Genomic DNA, 15,380 nt, shown 5'->3' on the forward strand with positions numbered 1-15,380 from the left:
CGGGCGTATATCCTCAGCCGCCTCGACAGAGGCGATCACGTCGCTCATCAGGTGCTTCCTTGATCAGGAGATACACCGGTCACCGTACAGACCCCGACCTCGGCGTCGTCGTTCTGCCGGTCGACACCCGCCTCCAGGTCGAAGCGGTCCGAGGAGATCCGCACGTACGCCCCCGGCCGCTTGGGAACGTAAGCGGACAGCTGGTCGAACAGAGTGAGTGTGACGCCGCGGCCTCGCGCCTGCGGCGGGATCGCCAGGTCGTCCCACGGGGACAGGATCGTGCTCATGAGCTCAGCTCCTGGTACTCGTGCCGTCCGATACCGGGCACTTTCCGCAGAACGCGCGGTTTGGGCCGCGCCGCGATCCGCCGTTAAGATCACCCGCCCGCGCATGGATACTGGCTGCCATGCGCATTGACTTCGATCCCAACGAGCTGGACCGCCACACCTTCTACCGGCTGCTCACCGCGACGGTCGTGCCGCGGCCGATCGCGTGGGTGTCCACGACCTCGGCGGCGGGGACCGACAACCTCGCCCCGCACAGCTTCTTCTCGGTGTCCTGCGTGAGTCCGCCCGTGGTGCAGTTCACCTCGGTGGGGCGGAAGGACTCGGTGCGCAATGTCGAGGAGACCGGGCAGTTCGTGGTCAACCTGGCGCCCGAGCACCTGTTCGAGGAGATCAACGCGACCGGGACCGAATTCCCGCACGGGGTCAGCGAGTTCGACGAGGTCGGGATCGCCAGGGAGCCGAGCCTCCGGGTGAAGCCGCCGCGGGTCGCCGCGTCGCCGGTGGCGTTGGAGTGCGAGCTGCACAGTACGGTCAGGCTGGGGGACTCCACCGTCGTCTTCGGGCGGGTCGTCCACGCGGCCGTGTCCGAGGCCGTGCTGACCGGCGGGCACCCGGACGTGCACAAGCTGCGGCCGCTGGCTCGGCTGGGCAAGGACGAGTGGAGCACCCTCGGCGAGGTGCTGGAGATCAAGCGGATTTCCGTGCAGGAGTGGCAGGAAGGCCGGCGTCGCTGACCGCGGGGGCCGGAGTGGGTACGTCGGCCGCGTCACGTGAACGGGTGCGCACGCCGCGGGCGACCACCGCTGCGGCCACGCCCGTGACGCCCAGGAAGCCCAGCGCCAGCAGGAAGACCGGTGAGGTCGGGGAGGCGGCGCGGCTGCCGGCCACCACGTAGGCGGCGGTGTTCGCGGCGCTGCCCGCCGCCGTCGCGGTGAGGAAGGGCAGCAGCCGGATACGGGAGACCGCCGCCGCGTAGTTCGCGGCGGCGAAGGGCACCCCGGGGAAGAGCCGCAGCGCGAGCGTGCTGCGGAAGCCGTGCCGGCTCAACTGCCGGTCCAGCGACAGCGCGACCCGGCCGCGCAGCAGCGGGCGCAGCGCGTCCCGGCCGAGGAAGCGCCCGAGGACGAAGGCCAGGCCCGCGCCCAGCACCGTGCCGCCGATCGCCGCGGGCAGTCCGGCGTGGATGCCGTAGAGCGCCCCGGCGGCGGCATTGAGCAGCGGGCGGGGCACGAAAGCGACGGTGCACAGGCCGTACGCGACGGCGAACAGCAGCACCGCCGCGCCGCCCGAGGTGTGCGGCTGCCAGCCGTGCGCGGTCATCAGCCGCTGCGGATGCCAGGCCAGCACCGCCGCGCCGGCCGCCGCCAGCAGCAGTATGAGCACTGCGAATCTGGCCCACGGCGACAGTAGGGCGCGTGAGCAGCGGACGGCGAAGGCTACGCGGTGCGGCACTCCGGGAGCCTAACCGCTTCCGCCGCGATCCGGCGCGCGAACCCGCCGCCGGGGCGCCTCGGTGGCCGGTCGCCTACGCCCCCTCCGCCGTCGCCGACTCCCGCCGCTCAACGGGGGCCGTGACCGGAACCGGGGCCACGGCCGCCGCCGCGCCGGACGGCGTACCCCGGTCCAGGACACCCGCCGTGATCGCGACCGCGAGGCCCACGACAGTGAGCGCCGCACCGACCAGCGCGGGGGAGGTCCAGCCCCAGCCGGCGGAGATGGCGACGCCGCCGAGCCAGGCGCCGCCGGCGTTCGCGAGGTTGAAGGCGGAGTGGTTGGAGGCGGAGGCGAGGGTGGGGGCGCGGCGGGCCTTGTTCATCACCAGCATCTGCAACGGGGTGGTGGTCATGAAGCCGACCGCGCCCAGCACCAGGACCGCGACGGGGGCGGTCACCTTGGACTGGGCGGCGTAGTGGAAGCCGACCAGGACGACGGCGAGCGCGGCCAGCGAGCCGTAGAGGGTGGGGCGCGGGGCGCGGTCGGTGAGGGGGCCGGCGGCGAGCGCCCCGAGGGTCATGCCGATGCCGAAGAGCGCGAGCAGGACCGTCACGGTGGAGTCGGCGTAACCGGTGACCTCGGTCATCATCGAGGCGAGGTAGCTGTAGACGGCGAAGACCCCGGCGAAGCCGAACACCGCGGTCAGCAGGCCGAGCAGCACCTGCGGCTCCCGCAGCGCGCGCAGTTCCCTGACGAGCCCGGGGTGCTCCTCCTCCGCCTGTTGCGGCACCAGCAGGGCGAGCGCGGCCAGCGAGAGCAGGCCGATCGCGGTGACCACCAGGAAGGTCGCCCGCCAGCCCAGATGCTGGCCGAGCAGAGTGGCGGCGGGGACGCCGACGATGTTCGCGATCGTCAGGCCGAGGAACATCGCGGCGACGGCCCGCGCCCTGCGGTCCTCCGCGACGAGCCGGGACGCCACGACCGCGCCGACGCCGAAGAAGGCGCCGTGCGGCAGCCCGGCGAGGAAGCGCCCGGCCAGCAGCGTGCCGTAGCCGGGGGCGACCGCGGAGGCCGCGTTGCCGACGGTGAACAGCGCCATCAGCAGCAGGAGCATCCGTTTGCGCGGGATCCGCGCGCCGAGCCCGGTGAGCAGCGGGGCGCCGACGACGACGCCGATCGCGTACGCCGAGACCAGGTAGCCCGCGGTGGGCACGGACGTGCCGAGGTCGTCGGCGACGTCCGGCAGCAGGCCCATCATCATGAGTTCCGTGGTGCCGATACCGAAGGCGCTCACCGCGAGGGCGAGGATGGCCAGGGGCATGGAGCTTCCTTCGAACGGGTGGGGCGCCGCGACGGGCGGGGCTGCGACGGGCGGGGATGCGTAAGGGGCTGAGTGCAGAGGTTGGGCTCGGTCAGGGGAGACGGCGGGTCGCCGGTCGGCTACCCCCTAAGTTCACCGACGGAACAAATCCTCTCACCCGGCTAAACCCTTCGACGCGCCCCCCGCCCGCCCGGCATGATCTGTGCCATGTTCCGGCTCGCCTTCCTCGCAGACGCCACCGCAGCAGCGGTCGCGTCGAAGGCTGCCTGCGCTGCCCCGGTCGCATCCGCCGCCCGGGCACACCGGAACGCATCCTTCGACGGCGCCCGACGCTGACCCTCCCCGGACCGACGTCCGGTGGGACCCCGCACGGGGAGGGTCGGCCAGGCCCAGGGGTCCACGACCGATCGGCGTCCCAGGAGGAGACACCGTCATGTCCAAGCAGGCGTACGTCCGCAGCAAGCCGCATCTGAACATCGGCACCATGGGTCATGTCGACCACGGCAAGACCACCCTCACCGCGGCCATCACCAAGGTCCTCGCCGACCGCGGCAGCGGCACCTTCGTGCCGTTCGACCGGATCGACCGGGCGCCGGAGGAGGCGGCCCGCGGTATCACCATCAGCATCGCGCACGTCGAGTACGAGACCGCCACCCGGCACTACGCCCACGTGGACATGCCGGGCCACGCCGACTACGTCAAGAACATGATCATCGGCGCGGCCCGGCTGGACGGCGCGATCCTGGTCGTCTCGGCGCTCGACGGCGTCATGCCGCAGACCGCGGAGCACGTGCTGCTGGCCCGGCAGATCGGGGTGCGGCACATCGTCGTGGCGCTGAACAAGGCGGACGCCGGCGACCCGGAGCTGACCGACCTGGTGGAGCTGGAAGTGCGCGAACTGCTCACCGCGCACGGCTACCCCGGTGAGGAGCTGCCCGTCGTGCGGATCTCCGGGCTGCGCGCCCTGGAGGGCGACCCGCGCTGGACGGCCGCGATCGGCGAGCTGCTGGACGCGGTCGACCGCTACGTGCCGGTGCCGGTGCGGTACACGCAGGCGCCGTTCCTGGTGTCGGTGGAGAACGTCATGACCATCACCGGGCGGGGCACCGTCGTGACCGGTGCGGTCGAGCGCGGGACGGTGGCGCCCGGCGACCGGGTGCAGCTGTACACGGCCGCGGAGGAGGTGCTGACCAGCGTGGTCACCGGCCTGGAGACCTTCGGCAGGCCGATGCACTCGGCGCAGGCAGGTGACAACGTGGCGCTGCTGCTGCGCGGTGTGCAGCGCGGCCAGGTGCGGCGCGGCGACATCGTCGCGGCGCCGGACAGTGTCGCACCGCACCGCCGCTTCAGCGCGCGCGTCTACATCGTGCCCGCGGCGGAGGGCGGCCGGCACACTCCGGTCGCCACCGGCTACCGGCCGCAGTTCTACATCCGCACCGCGGACGTGGCCGGCGACGTCGACCTCGGCCCGGCCGGGATGGCGCTGCCCGGCGACACGGCCGACGTCACCGTCGACCTCGGCCGCGCGCTGCCGCTGGAGCCGGGGCTCGGCTTCGCGATCCGCGAGGGCGGGCGCACGGTCGGCGCCGGCACGGTGACCGCGCTGCTGTGAGTCCTGCCGCTGCCCGGTACGTTGCACAACGTACCGGGCAGCGGCAGGCCGTACGCGCGGGGCGGGCGACAATGGCCTGGTGAACAGGGACGAGGACGAGGCCGGGGGCAAGGACGTGGACGACGGCCGGCCGGAGCCGGACGACGGGCCGCTGCCGGTGGTGCGGACCGTGGACTTCGGGACGGCCAGGCTGCTGCCCGACGTCGACCGCGACCGGGCCTGGCTGCTCACCGTCGACGGTGCGCCGCAGTCGTACGTGGACCTCGACGCCCCGGAGCACCTGGAGTTCGAGTACGTGCGGCGTATCGCGTACGCCGTCGAGGCCGCCTTCGGCCCCGGTGAGTCACTGGACGCCGTGCACCTGGGGGGCGGGGGGATGACGCTGGCGCGCTGGCTCGCCGCCCGGCGGCCGGGCTCGCGCCAGCGTGTGGTCGAGGCGGACCGGCGGCTGGCCGCGCTGGTCGCGGAGGTCCTGCCGCTGCCGGACCCGGCGGTGACCGTGGACGTAGCTGACGCGCGGGCCTGGCTGGCGCGCGCGGGCAGCGCATCGGCCGACCTCGTGGTGGCCGACGTCTTCGGCGGCTCCCGGGTGCCCGCCGCACTGACGTCGGTGGAGTTCGTACGCGACGCGCTGCGCGTGCTGCGCCCGGACGGCGTCTACCTGGCCAACATCGCCGACGCCGCGCCCTTCGCCTTCCTGCGCTCGCAACTGGCCACCGTACGGGCGGCGCTGCCGGAGGGCGGCGACCTGTGCCTGATGGCGGAGCCCGGGGTGCTGCGCGGCCGCCGCTACGGCAACGCGGTACTGGCCGCCGGCCGCCGCCCGCTGCCGGTCGAGGCGCTGTCCCGGCTGTGCGCCGGCGACGCCTTCCCGGCCCGCGTCGTCCACGGTCCCGCCCTGTCCCGCCTGGCCGGCGGCGCCCGTCCGGTGGACGACGCCTCGGCGACGGCCTCGCCCCTGCCGCCGGAGGGCGCCTTCACCGTCGGCTGACCGCCACCGGAAACGTACGGGCTCCCGCCACCGGGAACGTACGGGCTCCCGCCGGACCGGGTGTCATGCCGCCGGGTCGGCAGCCACCGGCGTACGCACCTCCGGCGCGGCGGCCTTCGACGTCCTGCGTTCCATCCTGCGGACGTCGGGCAGCAGCAGGACGGCGACCGTCAGCAGGACGATCAGGCCCGCCGAGCCCCACAGCGCCCGGGTCCGGCCGAAGAGCGACGCGGCCGGGCCTGCCAGGGCGAGCGCGACCGGGGTCAGCGCCACCGAGCCCATCCAGTCGAAGCCCGCCACCCGGGACATCAGGTCCTCGGGGATCTCCTGGTGCATGGCGAGCATCCAGTTGACCGCGAAGACCTCGATCGCCACCCCGCCGGCGAACATCACCGCGGCCAGCGCCCAGGCCGGCAGCACCAGCGCCAGCGCTACCGCGGGCAGGGCCAGCGGGAAGACGCCGAGGGTGCCCACGAGCAGGATGCGGCGCGGCCGCCAGCGCATCATCAGCACCGCGCCGATCGCCGTGCCCGCACCGCCCGCGGCGAGCGCCAGGCCCCAGGGTCCGGCGCCGCCGAGGCGATCCCTGGAGACCAGCGGGCCGTAGACCGCCTCGACCGCGGTGAACATGCCGTTGACGACGGAGAACTGCAGGACGATGCTCCACAGCCAGGTCGTGGACGCCACCACCTGCCAGCCCTCGCGCAATTCACGGAGCATGCCGCCGGACCGCGACTCCCGGGGGGCGTGGGCGACGTCGATACGGGACCGCATCGCCGCGGCCACCGCGAAGCCCGCCGCGTCGACCGCCAGCACCCAGCCGGCCCCGAAGGCGGCGACCAGCGCGCCGCCCAGCGCGGCACCGCCGATCGCCGACGTGTTCGTGGCCAGCCGGTAGACGGAGATGGCCGGGCCCGCGCTCGCCGAGTCGACGGTGGAGAGGACCAAGCCCTGGGCGGCGGGGGAGAAGAAGGCCAGCGCGCCGCCGCCGACCGCGGTCAGCGCGGCCATCTGCCACAGGGCGGCGTGCCCGGTCAGTACGAGGACGGCGAACAGCGCCTGCGAGCCGGCGTTGGCCACGTTCGCGACGGCCATCACGCGCTGCCGCGGCAGCCGGTCCGCGACCGCGCCGCCGACCAGCAGCAGCACCACCATCGCCAGGGTGCGGGCGGCGGCCACCAGGCCGACGTCGGTGGCGCTGCCGCCGGACTCGATGACCGCGAAGGCCGCGGCGATGGTGGCACCGGAATTGCCGATGCCGGTGACGAACGAGGCGCCCACCAGCAGTTGGAAGTTCCGCCCCGCCCAGGGTGGAAGGCGCGGCAGGCGCGCGTCGTCGTGTTCTGCCATCAGGGGACTATCGCCGACGTCCCGGGGGCTGCCAACCGGTTTAGCAGGCCGCGGACCGCCAACCGGTCCAGCCGGCGGCCGAAGACTCCGCGGCTGCCGGCGCCGCTCACTTGGACATCGGGCGGATGGAACTCTTGATCCTGTCGATCACGGCCTGCGTGACCTGGTCGGGCACGCCCTGCCGGGCCCACAGCACCCACACCACGGGCGTCGGCTTGGCCTGCGCCGGGTCGAGCCAGGCCACCGCGTAGGCGATGCCGTTCGAGGCGCACTTGTCGGTCCTGGGCACCGCGGTCGTGGTGGCCTGCGCCTGCCAGCCGGTGATGCCGTAGGCGTTGTGGAAGGCCTTGCTGTTCAGCGCCTTGGAGACGGTGCCCTTGCCCTTCTCCTGGAAGGCCCACTTCGCCCAGGCCCGGGCCTCGTTCTCGGCGGCGGCCTGGAGGCTCGCCGCCCCGGCGCCGCCCTTGGTGCCGGCGCCGGCGTCGGCGACCTCGTTGTCGCCGGACTTGCAGGCGGCCTCCTTGTAGTACGCGGGCGCGCCGACCATGACCTGCGGCTTGCCGGAGTCGTCCGCGAAACCGACGGTCATGCTCTCGCTGCCCAGTGTCCAGTCCGGCGGCACGTCGAAGACCGAGTTGCGCTCTTGGCGCTTGACCGCCTGCCAGCCGGGGATGACCGGCGACACGTCGGTCGCGCCCTGCGGGCCGCGCGGGTCGTCCCCACCGCCGGTTGCCCCCGGGTCCTGGGTGCCGGTCGCGGTCGGCGTGGGCGTGGCCGTCGGGGAAGCGGGCGTGGTGGCCGTGGCGGGGGGCGCCGTGGTTTTCTGCGCGTCGGTCTTCTTGCCACCACCGGAGACCAGGGCCACCGTGACCACGACGGCGGCTATGACCGCGAGGGCCGCGCCGATGGCGACCCCGACCGTCAGCTTGCCGCGGCCGCCGGGCGGCCGGCCGCCGTCCGGCCCGCCGGGCGCCGGCGGACCCCAGTTCTGCGGTGCCGGGTAGCCGGTGGGCTGCGGTCCGGGCGCCTGATAGCCGGGCTGTCCGTACGGCGACGGCTGCCCGTACGGCTGCGCCGGCGGGTACGGCTGCTGCGCCGGCGGCGGTCCTGGCGGCTGGGCCGGCGGCTGCTGCCCGGGCTGGGGGTAGCCGTAGCCGGGCTGCTGATAGCCGGGCTGTTGGTAGCCGGGTTGGGCGTACGGATTGGGCGGCGGCCCGTAGGGTCCCTGCGGTTGCTGAGGCGTATTGCCCGATGGGTTCTGCTGTCCCCCGGATTGTCCCCCGGGCTGCTGCTCTCCTGGCCACATGGCTGGAAACACTAGGGGAGCGGTGAAGGCGGTTCCACGCCGGATCGTCTTACTGGCTGGTAACATGCAGGCATGTCCGAGACCTTGCCCTCGATCGGCGAACTCCTCACGGCCACCGTGCCGATGGTCCGCACCCTGCGCCTTGAATACCTGGAGACCACCGCGGAGCGCGCGGTGCTCGCCCTGCCCGACGATCCCGAGTACCACAACCATGTCGCGGGCCCGCACGCCGGCGCGATGTTCACCCTCGCCGAGTCCGCCAGTGGCGCCGTCGTGCTCGCCGCCTTCGGCGACCAGCTCGGCCGGGCCGTGCCGCTTCCGGTGCGCGCGGAGATCGGCTGGACCAAGCTGGCCAGGGGCGGCCTCACCGCCACCGCGGTGCTGGGCCGCCCGGCCGCCGAGGTCGTCGCGGAGCTGGACGCGGGCACCCGGCCCGAATTCCCCGTCGAGGTGTCCGTGCGGCGCGCGGACGGCGCCGAGACCTCGCACATGACGATCGTCTGGACGCTGCGCCCCAACAGCTGACGGGCCGCGGCCGGGCCACCCGGCGGCCCACGCGGCCGGAATGCTCCGAGCGGCCGGTCGGTTAGGCTTCCTGGGTGGTGCGCCGCGTGCGCGCCGTCCGACCGTTGTCGCGGGGAAGGACCGGCTGTGCACGTCCAGGAGTGGCTCAACGACATCCCCGCGGTCGCCGTCTACCTGACGGTGGGTCTGGTGGTCGGGCTGGAGAGCCTGGGCGTCCCGCTGCCCGGCGAGCTCGTGCTGATGGCGGCCGCCCTGATGTCGACGCAGGGGCACGCCAACCCCTGGTTGGTCGCCGCCTGCGCGATCGTCGGCGCCGTCGGTGGCGACTCCATCGGCTATGCCATCGGTCACAAGGGCGGCAAGCCGCTGCTGGAGACGCTCGGCAGACGCTTCCCCTCGCACTTCTCACCCGGCCATGTCGCCACCGCCGAGCGCTTCTTCCAGCGCTGGGGCATGTGGGCGGTCTTCTTCGGCCGCTTCGTGGCGCTGCTGCGGATCTTCGCCGGGCCGCTGGCCGGCGTGCTGAAGATGCCCTACGGCCGGTTCCTGATCGCCAACGCGCTGGGCGGCGTCGTCTGGGCCGGCGGCATCACCGCCGTCATCTACTACGTCGGCCAGGTCGCGGAACCGTGGCTCAAGCGGTTCGGCTACGTCGGACTCGGCGTCGCGGTGCTCTTCGCCATCGGCTCCCTGGTCTTCGTCAAGCGCCGCGCGGCGAAGGTGCAGGCCGCGATGGAAGCCCCGGAGCAGGACGTCGAAGTGGCGGTCGCGCAGCCCGGCGAGTGACCTGGCACACAACCGCCGCCGTCAGTCCCGCCCGTCGCCGACCGCGTCCCTGTGGACCTCCGCCAGCGCCACGTAGTGCTCGGCATTGAGCCGGACCACCGCCCGCTCCTCCTCGGTCAGCTCGCGCCGCACCCGGGCCGGGACGCCGACCACCAGCGAATCGGCCGGCACCTGCATGCCCTGCGGCACCAGCGCCTGAGCGGCCACCAGCGACCCGGCCCCGACCCGGGCGCCGTTCAGCACGGTCGCGCCCATTCCCACCAGCACACCGTCCTCGATGACGCAGCCGTGCAGCACCGCGTTGTGCCCGACCGAGACGCCCTCGCCGACGACCACGGGGAAGCCCGGGTCGGCGTGCACCGAGCAGTTGTCCTGGATGTTGGAGCCGGCCCCGATCGCGATCGACTCGCAGTCGCCGCGCAGCACCGCGTGATACCAGGCGCTCGCCCCGGCGCCCAGCGTCACCCGGCCGAGCACCACCGACGTGGGGGCGACGTACGCGGTCGGGTCGATCTCCGGGCGTACGCCGAGGATGCCTGCGACCAGCGCGCCGCCCGCCGTGCGCGGCTCGGCTGTCGCCCCGTCCGTCCGCTCTGTCATCGATCCACGCCCTCCATGCCGGTCCGCCGCTGTCCTCCGGCACCGTATACGGTGATTGGGTGCCCAGGAATGAGAACGTGTTCCTTTCCGCGACCGCCGCAGTGACCGCGGCCGCGAGCGCCGCCACGGCCTGGCGGCGGCGGGCGGCCTCGCGCCTGGTGCACCGGGCCCGCCGCTGGGCGCAGAACGCCGGCGCGGTCACCGCGGAGCGCCCGGGGCTGCTGCACTTCGGCCGGATCGGTCCCGGCACCCGGCTCGCCCACCCGCTGGGCACCGTCTTCGGTGAGCGCTGGATCCACCTCGGGGACCACTGCATCATCGGCGAGCAGGTCACCCTCACCGTCGGCCTGATGCCCACCGACGCCCTGCCGGGCGACGACCCCGGCACCGGCTTCGGGCCGGACCCCGTGCTGCGGCTCGGCCACGGCGTCGTGCTCGGCCGCGGCAGCCATGTGGTGGCGCTCGCCCCGATCGTGCTCGGCGAGAAGGTCTACTGTGGCCCGTACGTCTACCTCACCAGCGTCAACCACTCCTACGACGACATCGCCCGGCCGATCGGCGAGCAGTGGCCGCGCACCGCGCCGGTCGAGATCGGCGCGGGCAGCTGGCTCGGCGCGGGCTGCGTGATCCTGCCCGGCGCCCGCCTCGGCAGGAACGTGGTGGTCGCGGCCGGCGCCGTCGTACGGGGCGACGTCCCGGACTTCGCGGTGGTCGCGGGCGCGCCGGCCAGGATCGTACGCCGCTGGGACGAGGCCACCTCCGACTGGCAGCCGCCGCTGCGCACCCCGGCGCCCGTCCCCTTCCCGGCCGAGGCCTCTCCCGAACAGCTGCTGGACACCGGCGAGTTCGAGCAGCAGGCCTGACGGCCGGTACGGGCAGGGCCGACCGGTTTGTAAGATTCGGCCCATGCGCGCCCCGATCGGACACTTCGACGACGCCCTGCCCGCCACCGAACGCCGCGACCTGCTGCCGCCACCGGTGGCAGCCGCGGTCACCGCCGAGATGATCCATGTGGACACCGACCCGGCGAAGGCCGACACCGCCGTCTTCGTGGAGACCTACGGCGAGGACCTGATGCGGCACTCCGCGAACTGCGTGGTCGTGGCCGGCAGGCGCGGACAGGACGTCACGCTCGCCGCCTGCGTGGTGCTGTCCGCCACCCGCGTCGACGTCAACGGCGCGGTCCGCCGCCACCTCGGCGCCCGCAAGGCGTCCTTCGCCTCGATGGACGCGGCGGTCGGCGGCACCGGCATGGAGTACGGCGGCATCACCCCGGTCGGCCTGCCCGCGGACTGGCCGCTGCTGGTGGACCCGGCGGTGGTGGACACCCCGTGGGTGCTGATCGGCAGCGGCGCCCGCCGCGGCAAGCTCATCCTGCCCGGCAAGGCGCTGGCCGGGCTGCCGGGCGCGGTCGTGATCGAAGGCCTCGGGATCTGAGCGCGGGCCCACCGCCGCCGCGTCAGCCCAGCCGCGGGATCTCGATCGCGGGGCAGCGGTCCATCACCATGTCGAGCCCCGCGTCCCGCGTGCGCTCGTACGCGGCCTCGTCGACCACGCCGAGCTGGAACCAGACCGCCTTCGCACCGGCCGCGACCGCCTCGTCGGCGACCGTACCGGCGAGGTCGGAGTTGACGAAGACGTCCACCACGTCCACCGGGAAGGGGATGTCGGCCAGCGAGGCGTAGCCCTGCTCGCCGTGCACCGCCTCCGCCTTGGGGTGGACCGGCACGACCCGCTTGCCGAACCGCTGGAGCACCCCGGCGACGCCGTAGGCCGCCCGCGAGGTGTTGTTGGACAGGCCCACCACCGCCCAGGTGTCGCCCGCATCGAGCAGGATCTTCCGCACTGTCGCCGCGTCGCCGTACACGCCGTCCTCCGCACTCTCGTTCCCGCCTGGCCCTTGGTGGGCAAACCGGCGTACGCCCGCCGTCATTCCCCCCGGCCGCGCGGCCTAGGCTGGAAGGATGGTCGACCGGTATCTGGCGGTGGCGCGCGCGGGCGTCCACGAGAACGAGATCAAGCGCTCCCGCTTCCTGTGCACCCTCGCCCCGGCCGCCGACGAGGAGGCCGCGCAGGCCGTCATCCGTGACGTGCGCCGGGCGCACCCCGCGGCGACGCACAACTGCTTCGCGTACGTCATCGGCCCCGACGGGCGGCTGCACCGGGCGAGCGACGACGGCGAGCCGGGCGGCACCGCGGGCACCCCGATGCTCCAGGTGCTGCTCGGCCGGGAGGTGCGCGACACCGTCGCCGTCGTCACCCGCTACTACGGCGGTGTCCAGCTCGGCGCGGGCGGTCTCGCCCGCGCCTACGGCGGCGCCGTGTCGGCCGCGCTGGACGAGATCGGCACCGTCGAGCGGCGCCGCCTCACCCTGCTGGCCGTCACCGTCGACCACGCGCGGGCCGGGCGGCTGGAGAACGATCTGCGCTCGGCGGGACACGTCCTGCGCGAGGTCGGCTACGGCTCCCGGGTGACCCTCGCCCTCGGCGTGCCGGAGGGCGAGGTCGCCGCCTTCAGGTCCTGGCTGGCCGACGTGACCTCGGGCGCCGCGATCTGCGAGAGCGGCGGCACCGCCTACGTGGACGCCTGATCGCTACGCCGTCCCCGCCCTCACCAGCGCGGCGACTTCCGCTCGTACGCCGGATTGATCCGCTGCATGTAGCCGGTGTCGTCCCGCTCGCGCAGCCCGCAGCGGAGGTAGGTCTCGTGCAGCCGGGCCAGCGCGTCGCGGTCCAGCTCCACGCCGAGGCCCGGCGCGGTCGGCACCCGGACCGCGCCGTCGGCGAACTCCAGCGCGCCGGGCACCACGACCTCCTCGGACTTCCACGGCCAGTGGGTGTCGCAGGCGTAGGTCAGGTTCGGGGTGGCGGCCGCCAGATGCGTCATCGCGGCCAGGCTGACGCCCAGGTGGGAGTTGGAGTGCATGGAAAGGCCCAGGTCGAACGTCCGGCAGATGCCGGCGAGCAGCAGCGAGCGCTGCAGGCCGCCCCAGTAGTGGTGGTCGGACAGCACGACCTGCACCGAGTCGCGGGCCACCGCGGAGGACAGCTCGTCGAAGGCCACCACGCACATGTTGGTCGCCAGCGGCATCGGTGCCCGCCGGGCGACCTCGGCCATCGCCTGCTGGCCGGGTGTCGGGTCCTCCAGGTACTCCAGGACGCCGTCCAGCTCACCGGCGACCCTCACGGACGTCTCCACCGTCCAGGCCGCGTTGGGGTCCAGCCGCAGCGGCACTCCGGGGAAGGCCTTGTGCAGCGCCCGTATCGCCTCGACCTCCTCCTCCGGCGGCATCACGCCGCCCTTGAGCTTGATCGCGCCGAAGCCGTACTCCTCGGTCATCCGCCGCGCCTGCGCCACGATCCCGTCCGGGTCGAGCGCCTCGCCCCACTCGTCGGGCGCGGCGCCGGGGTGGCCGGCCCACTTGTAGAACAGGTAGGCGCTGAAGGGCACGCGGTCGCGCACCGCGCCGCCGAGCAGGTCGCTGACCGGCAGCGCTGCCGCCTTGCCCTGGATGTCCAGGCAGGCGACCTCGAAAGGGGCGAAGACCCGGTCGGCTGTGCTGCTGCTGGTGATCATCCCGGTCAGGCCGTGGCCGTCGGAGCCGGTGTCGCCGTTGAGCGCCTCGGAGATCCTGCGGTGCATCCCGCCGAGGGTGTAGACGTCCATACCGCTGATCACCTCGACGGCCGCCCGCAGCCGCCGCAGGTGCCCCTCGTCGGCGTAGGTCTCGCCGAGGCCGGTGATGCCCTGGTCGGTGTGGACCTCGACGATCGCCCGCAGCGCGTACGGCTCGTGGACGCCGACCGCGTTCAGCAGTGCCGGGTCGTGGAAGGCGACCGGGGTGATGTCGACCCCGGTGATACGGATGCCGCCGCTCATCGGGTGGCCTCCGCCGCGCAGATCGCCCGGCCCGCCTCGACGATCCGGGCCAGCTCCGCCAGATCCGCGGGTGCCGGATCGGTCAGCGGCGGCCGTACACCTCCGACGTCCAGACCGCCCTGCCGTACCGCCGCCTTGACCAGGGCGACCGCGTAGCCCGGGGTGCGCTCCCGCAGGGCGATCAGCGGGTGGAAGAAGCCGGCGAGCAGCCGCTGCACGGCCTTGCTGTCACCGGAGGTCACCGCCCGGTGGAAGGCCAGCGAGATCTCCGGGGCGAAGCAGAAGACCGCGGAGGAGTAGAGATCCACGCCGATGCCGCGGTAGGCGGGCACGGTCCCCTCCGCGGTGGGCATGCCGTTGAAGAACTGGAAGTCCTTGCCGCTGGCCGCCGTCTCGGCGCGGACCGCGGTCACGATCCGGGACAGCAGGTCGAGGTCGCCCAGACCGTCCTTGAAGCCGACCACCCGCGGCAGCCGCGCCACTTCGAGGGCCGAGGCCACGTCGAAGCGGGCGCCGCCGCGCTGATAGACGATCACCGGCAGCTCGGTGGCCGCGGTCACCCGCGTCACGTACGCCACCAGGCCGGCCGGCGGGCCCTGCACGAGATACGGCGGCATGAGCAGCAGCCCGTCCGCGCCCGCGTCCGCGGCGGCCCTGGCGAACACCCGGGCGAGCGGCAGCGGCCCGCCGGTTCCGGCGAAGACCGGCACCCGGCCGCCGACGGCGGCGACCGCCGTGCGCACCACGTCGGCGTACTCCCGCGGCTCCAGCGCGTGGAATTCGCCGGTGCCGCAGGCGACGAAGACACCGCCGGCCCCGGCGGCGACTCCCCGCCGTACGTGTTCCGAAAGAATCGGAAGATCAACCGAATCCTCTGCGGTGAAGGGGGTCACCGGGAAGAAGAGCACGCCGTCGAGCACTGAACCCTCACATTGTCCATGTACATGAACACTCATCATGAATGCGAATACTCCAGGACTGTAGGCCGCGTCCGCTGGCCGGTCAATGGCCAGGCCGGATCCACGCCACCACCCGCCGCGGGGCCGACGGCGGTGCCTTCGGCCCAACGCGGCCGTCGCCGACGGGACATCGGAGCGACGGCCGCCGAAGGGATCGGAGAATCCGGCGATATGCGCGAAATGCGCGGTGAGTTGGCGACATGGAGGAACGGTAGTTTTCGATACCTCCGACGAAAGGTTCGGTACCGCCGGTATGCCGGGCCCGGGCGCCCGGGCACCGCCAGCGCCTACAATCCGGATCACCGCGGACATCGGGACCGTGGGAGGGC

General features: G+C 73.6%; 17 protein-coding genes. 8 read left to right on the forward strand and 9 right to left on the reverse strand.

Features of this window, described 5'->3' with window-relative positions; all coding sequences use genetic code 11:
- Positions 1–47: 47 nt before the first annotated feature.
- A complete protein-coding gene (locus tag BUE44_RS29560; RefSeq protein ID WP_073502091.1) occupies positions 48–287 on the reverse strand; it encodes a hypothetical protein in 240 nt (79 codons plus the stop codon).
- Between the two features lie 119 nt (positions 288–406).
- Between BUE44_RS29560 and BUE44_RS29565 the strand changes: the two genes are divergently transcribed.
- Positions 407–1,021: a flavin reductase family protein gene (locus BUE44_RS29565; RefSeq protein WP_073502092.1), complete on the forward strand. Its 615-nt coding sequence runs from the start codon at positions 407–409 to the stop codon at positions 1,019–1,021.
- Here the strand turns inward: BUE44_RS29565 and BUE44_RS29570 are convergent.
- Positions 975–1,739 carry a TVP38/TMEM64 family protein gene (locus BUE44_RS29570; protein ID WP_073502093.1) on the reverse strand — a complete coding sequence of 255 codons (765 nt, stop codon included), beginning with the start codon at positions 1,737–1,739 and terminating at the stop codon, positions 975–977. The genes BUE44_RS29565 and BUE44_RS29570 overlap by 47 nt on opposite strands.
- A gap of 73 nt (positions 1,740–1,812) precedes the next feature.
- On the reverse strand, positions 1,813–3,042 hold the full coding sequence (locus BUE44_RS29575) for an MFS transporter (RefSeq protein ID WP_073502094.1): 1,230 nt from the start codon (positions 3,040–3,042) through the stop codon (positions 1,813–1,815).
- Positions 3,043–3,475: 433 nt separating this feature from the next.
- Between BUE44_RS29575 and tuf the strand changes: the two genes are divergently transcribed.
- On the forward strand, positions 3,476–4,654 hold the full coding sequence (gene tuf, locus BUE44_RS29580) for an elongation factor Tu (RefSeq protein WP_073502095.1): 1,179 nt from the start codon (positions 3,476–3,478) through the stop codon (positions 4,652–4,654).
- A 115-nt stretch (positions 4,655–4,769) separates the two neighbouring features.
- A complete protein-coding gene (locus BUE44_RS29585; RefSeq protein ID WP_073502183.1) occupies positions 4,770–5,645 on the forward strand; it encodes a spermidine synthase in 876 nt (291 codons plus the stop codon).
- Positions 5,646–5,708: 63 nt separating this feature from the next.
- Here the strand turns inward: BUE44_RS29585 and BUE44_RS29590 are convergent, their stop codons facing one another.
- Positions 5,709–6,995, reverse strand: a complete 1,287-nt coding sequence (locus BUE44_RS29590) for an MFS transporter (protein WP_073502096.1) — start codon at positions 6,993–6,995, stop codon at positions 5,709–5,711.
- Between the two features lie 106 nt (positions 6,996–7,101).
- Positions 7,102–8,301 carry a hypothetical protein gene (locus BUE44_RS37645; RefSeq protein ID WP_073502097.1) on the reverse strand — a complete coding sequence of 400 codons (1,200 nt, stop codon included), beginning with the start codon at positions 8,299–8,301 and terminating at the stop codon, positions 7,102–7,104.
- 72 nt (positions 8,302–8,373) lie between these two features.
- Here BUE44_RS37645 and BUE44_RS29600 point away from each other — a divergent pair, with 72 nt between their 5' ends.
- On the forward strand, positions 8,374–8,826 hold the full coding sequence (locus tag BUE44_RS29600; RefSeq protein ID WP_073502098.1) for a DUF4442 domain-containing protein: 453 nt from the start codon (positions 8,374–8,376) through the stop codon (positions 8,824–8,826).
- A 126-nt stretch (positions 8,827–8,952) separates the two neighbouring features.
- Entirely contained in the window at positions 8,953–9,612 is a 660-nt protein-coding gene (locus tag BUE44_RS29605) for a DedA family protein (RefSeq protein WP_073502099.1), read from the forward strand.
- 21 nt (positions 9,613–9,633) lie between these two features.
- Here BUE44_RS29605 and BUE44_RS29610 read toward each other — a convergent pair whose 3' ends face one another.
- Positions 9,634–10,212, reverse strand: a complete 579-nt coding sequence (locus tag BUE44_RS29610; RefSeq protein ID WP_073502100.1) for a gamma carbonic anhydrase family protein — start codon at positions 10,210–10,212, stop codon at positions 9,634–9,636.
- 59 nt (positions 10,213–10,271) lie between these two features.
- Between BUE44_RS29610 and BUE44_RS29615 the strand changes: the two genes are divergently transcribed.
- Positions 10,272–11,075: an acyltransferase gene (locus BUE44_RS29615; RefSeq protein ID WP_079190193.1), complete on the forward strand. Its 804-nt coding sequence runs from the start codon at positions 10,272–10,274 to the stop codon at positions 11,073–11,075.
- Between the two features lie 43 nt (positions 11,076–11,118).
- Complete coding sequence (locus tag BUE44_RS29620; protein ID WP_073502101.1) at positions 11,119–11,649, forward strand: YbaK/EbsC family protein; 531 nt, start codon at positions 11,119–11,121, stop codon at positions 11,647–11,649.
- 22 nt (positions 11,650–11,671) lie between these two features.
- Here BUE44_RS29620 and BUE44_RS29625 read toward each other — a convergent pair whose 3' ends face one another.
- Positions 11,672–12,079 carry a CoA-binding protein gene (locus BUE44_RS29625; RefSeq protein ID WP_073502102.1) on the reverse strand — a complete coding sequence of 136 codons (408 nt, stop codon included), beginning with the start codon at positions 12,077–12,079 and terminating at the stop codon, positions 11,672–11,674.
- 97 nt (positions 12,080–12,176) lie between these two features.
- Between BUE44_RS29625 and BUE44_RS29630 the strand changes: the two genes are divergently transcribed.
- Positions 12,177–12,803, forward strand: a complete 627-nt coding sequence (locus BUE44_RS29630; RefSeq protein WP_073502103.1) for a YigZ family protein — start codon at positions 12,177–12,179, stop codon at positions 12,801–12,803.
- A 20-nt stretch (positions 12,804–12,823) separates the two neighbouring features.
- Here BUE44_RS29630 and BUE44_RS29635 read toward each other — a convergent pair whose 3' ends face one another.
- Entirely contained in the window at positions 12,824–14,092 is a 1,269-nt protein-coding gene (locus BUE44_RS29635) for a glucarate dehydratase family protein (RefSeq protein WP_073502104.1), read from the reverse strand.
- Positions 14,089–15,048, reverse strand: coding sequence for a 5-dehydro-4-deoxyglucarate dehydratase (locus BUE44_RS29640; protein WP_107415883.1), 960 nt, complete (start codon positions 15,046–15,048; stop codon positions 14,089–14,091). The genes BUE44_RS29635 and BUE44_RS29640 overlap by 4 nt, the downstream gene beginning before the upstream one ends.
- Positions 15,049–15,380: the final 332 nt, after the last annotated feature.

This window comes from Actinacidiphila paucisporea (genome assembly GCF_900142575.1).
In the GTDB taxonomy this organism is placed as follows: Bacteria; Actinomycetota; Actinomycetes; order Streptomycetales; family Streptomycetaceae; genus Actinacidiphila; species Actinacidiphila paucisporea.

Bases quoted from the DNA above. Each gene is read 5' to 3' on its own strand.
- BUE44_RS29560 (WP_073502091.1), bottom strand. From the start codon at position 287: ATGAGCACGATCCTGTCCCCGTGGGACGACCTGGCGATCCCGCCGCAG.
- BUE44_RS29565 (WP_073502092.1), top strand. From the start codon at position 407: ATGCGCATTGACTTCGATCCCAACGAGCTGGACCGCCACACCTTCTAC.
- BUE44_RS29575 (WP_073502094.1), bottom strand. From the start codon at position 3,042: ATGCCCCTGGCCATCCTCGCCCTCGCGGTGAGCGCCTTCGGTATCGGC.
- tuf (WP_073502095.1), top strand. From the start codon at position 3,476: ATGTCCAAGCAGGCGTACGTCCGCAGCAAGCCGCATCTGAACATCGGC.
- BUE44_RS29590 (WP_073502096.1), bottom strand. From the start codon at position 6,995: ATGGCAGAACACGACGACGCGCGCCTGCCGCGCCTTCCACCCTGGGCG.
- BUE44_RS37645 (WP_073502097.1), bottom strand. From the start codon at position 8,301: ATGTGGCCAGGAGAGCAGCAGCCCGGGGGACAATCCGGGGGACAGCAG.
- BUE44_RS29600 (WP_073502098.1), top strand. From the start codon at position 8,374: ATGTCCGAGACCTTGCCCTCGATCGGCGAACTCCTCACGGCCACCGTG.
- BUE44_RS29610 (WP_073502100.1), bottom strand. From the start codon at position 10,212: ATGACAGAGCGGACGGACGGGGCGACAGCCGAGCCGCGCACGGCGGGC.
- BUE44_RS29620 (WP_073502101.1), top strand. From the start codon at position 11,119: ATGCGCGCCCCGATCGGACACTTCGACGACGCCCTGCCCGCCACCGAA.
- BUE44_RS29630 (WP_073502103.1), top strand. From the start codon at position 12,177: ATGGTCGACCGGTATCTGGCGGTGGCGCGCGCGGGCGTCCACGAGAAC.
- BUE44_RS29635 (WP_073502104.1), bottom strand. From the start codon at position 14,092: ATGAGCGGCGGCATCCGTATCACCGGGGTCGACATCACCCCGGTCGCC.
- BUE44_RS29640 (WP_107415883.1), bottom strand. From the start codon at position 15,048: ATGAGTGTTCATGTACATGGACAATGTGAGGGTTCAGTGCTCGACGGC.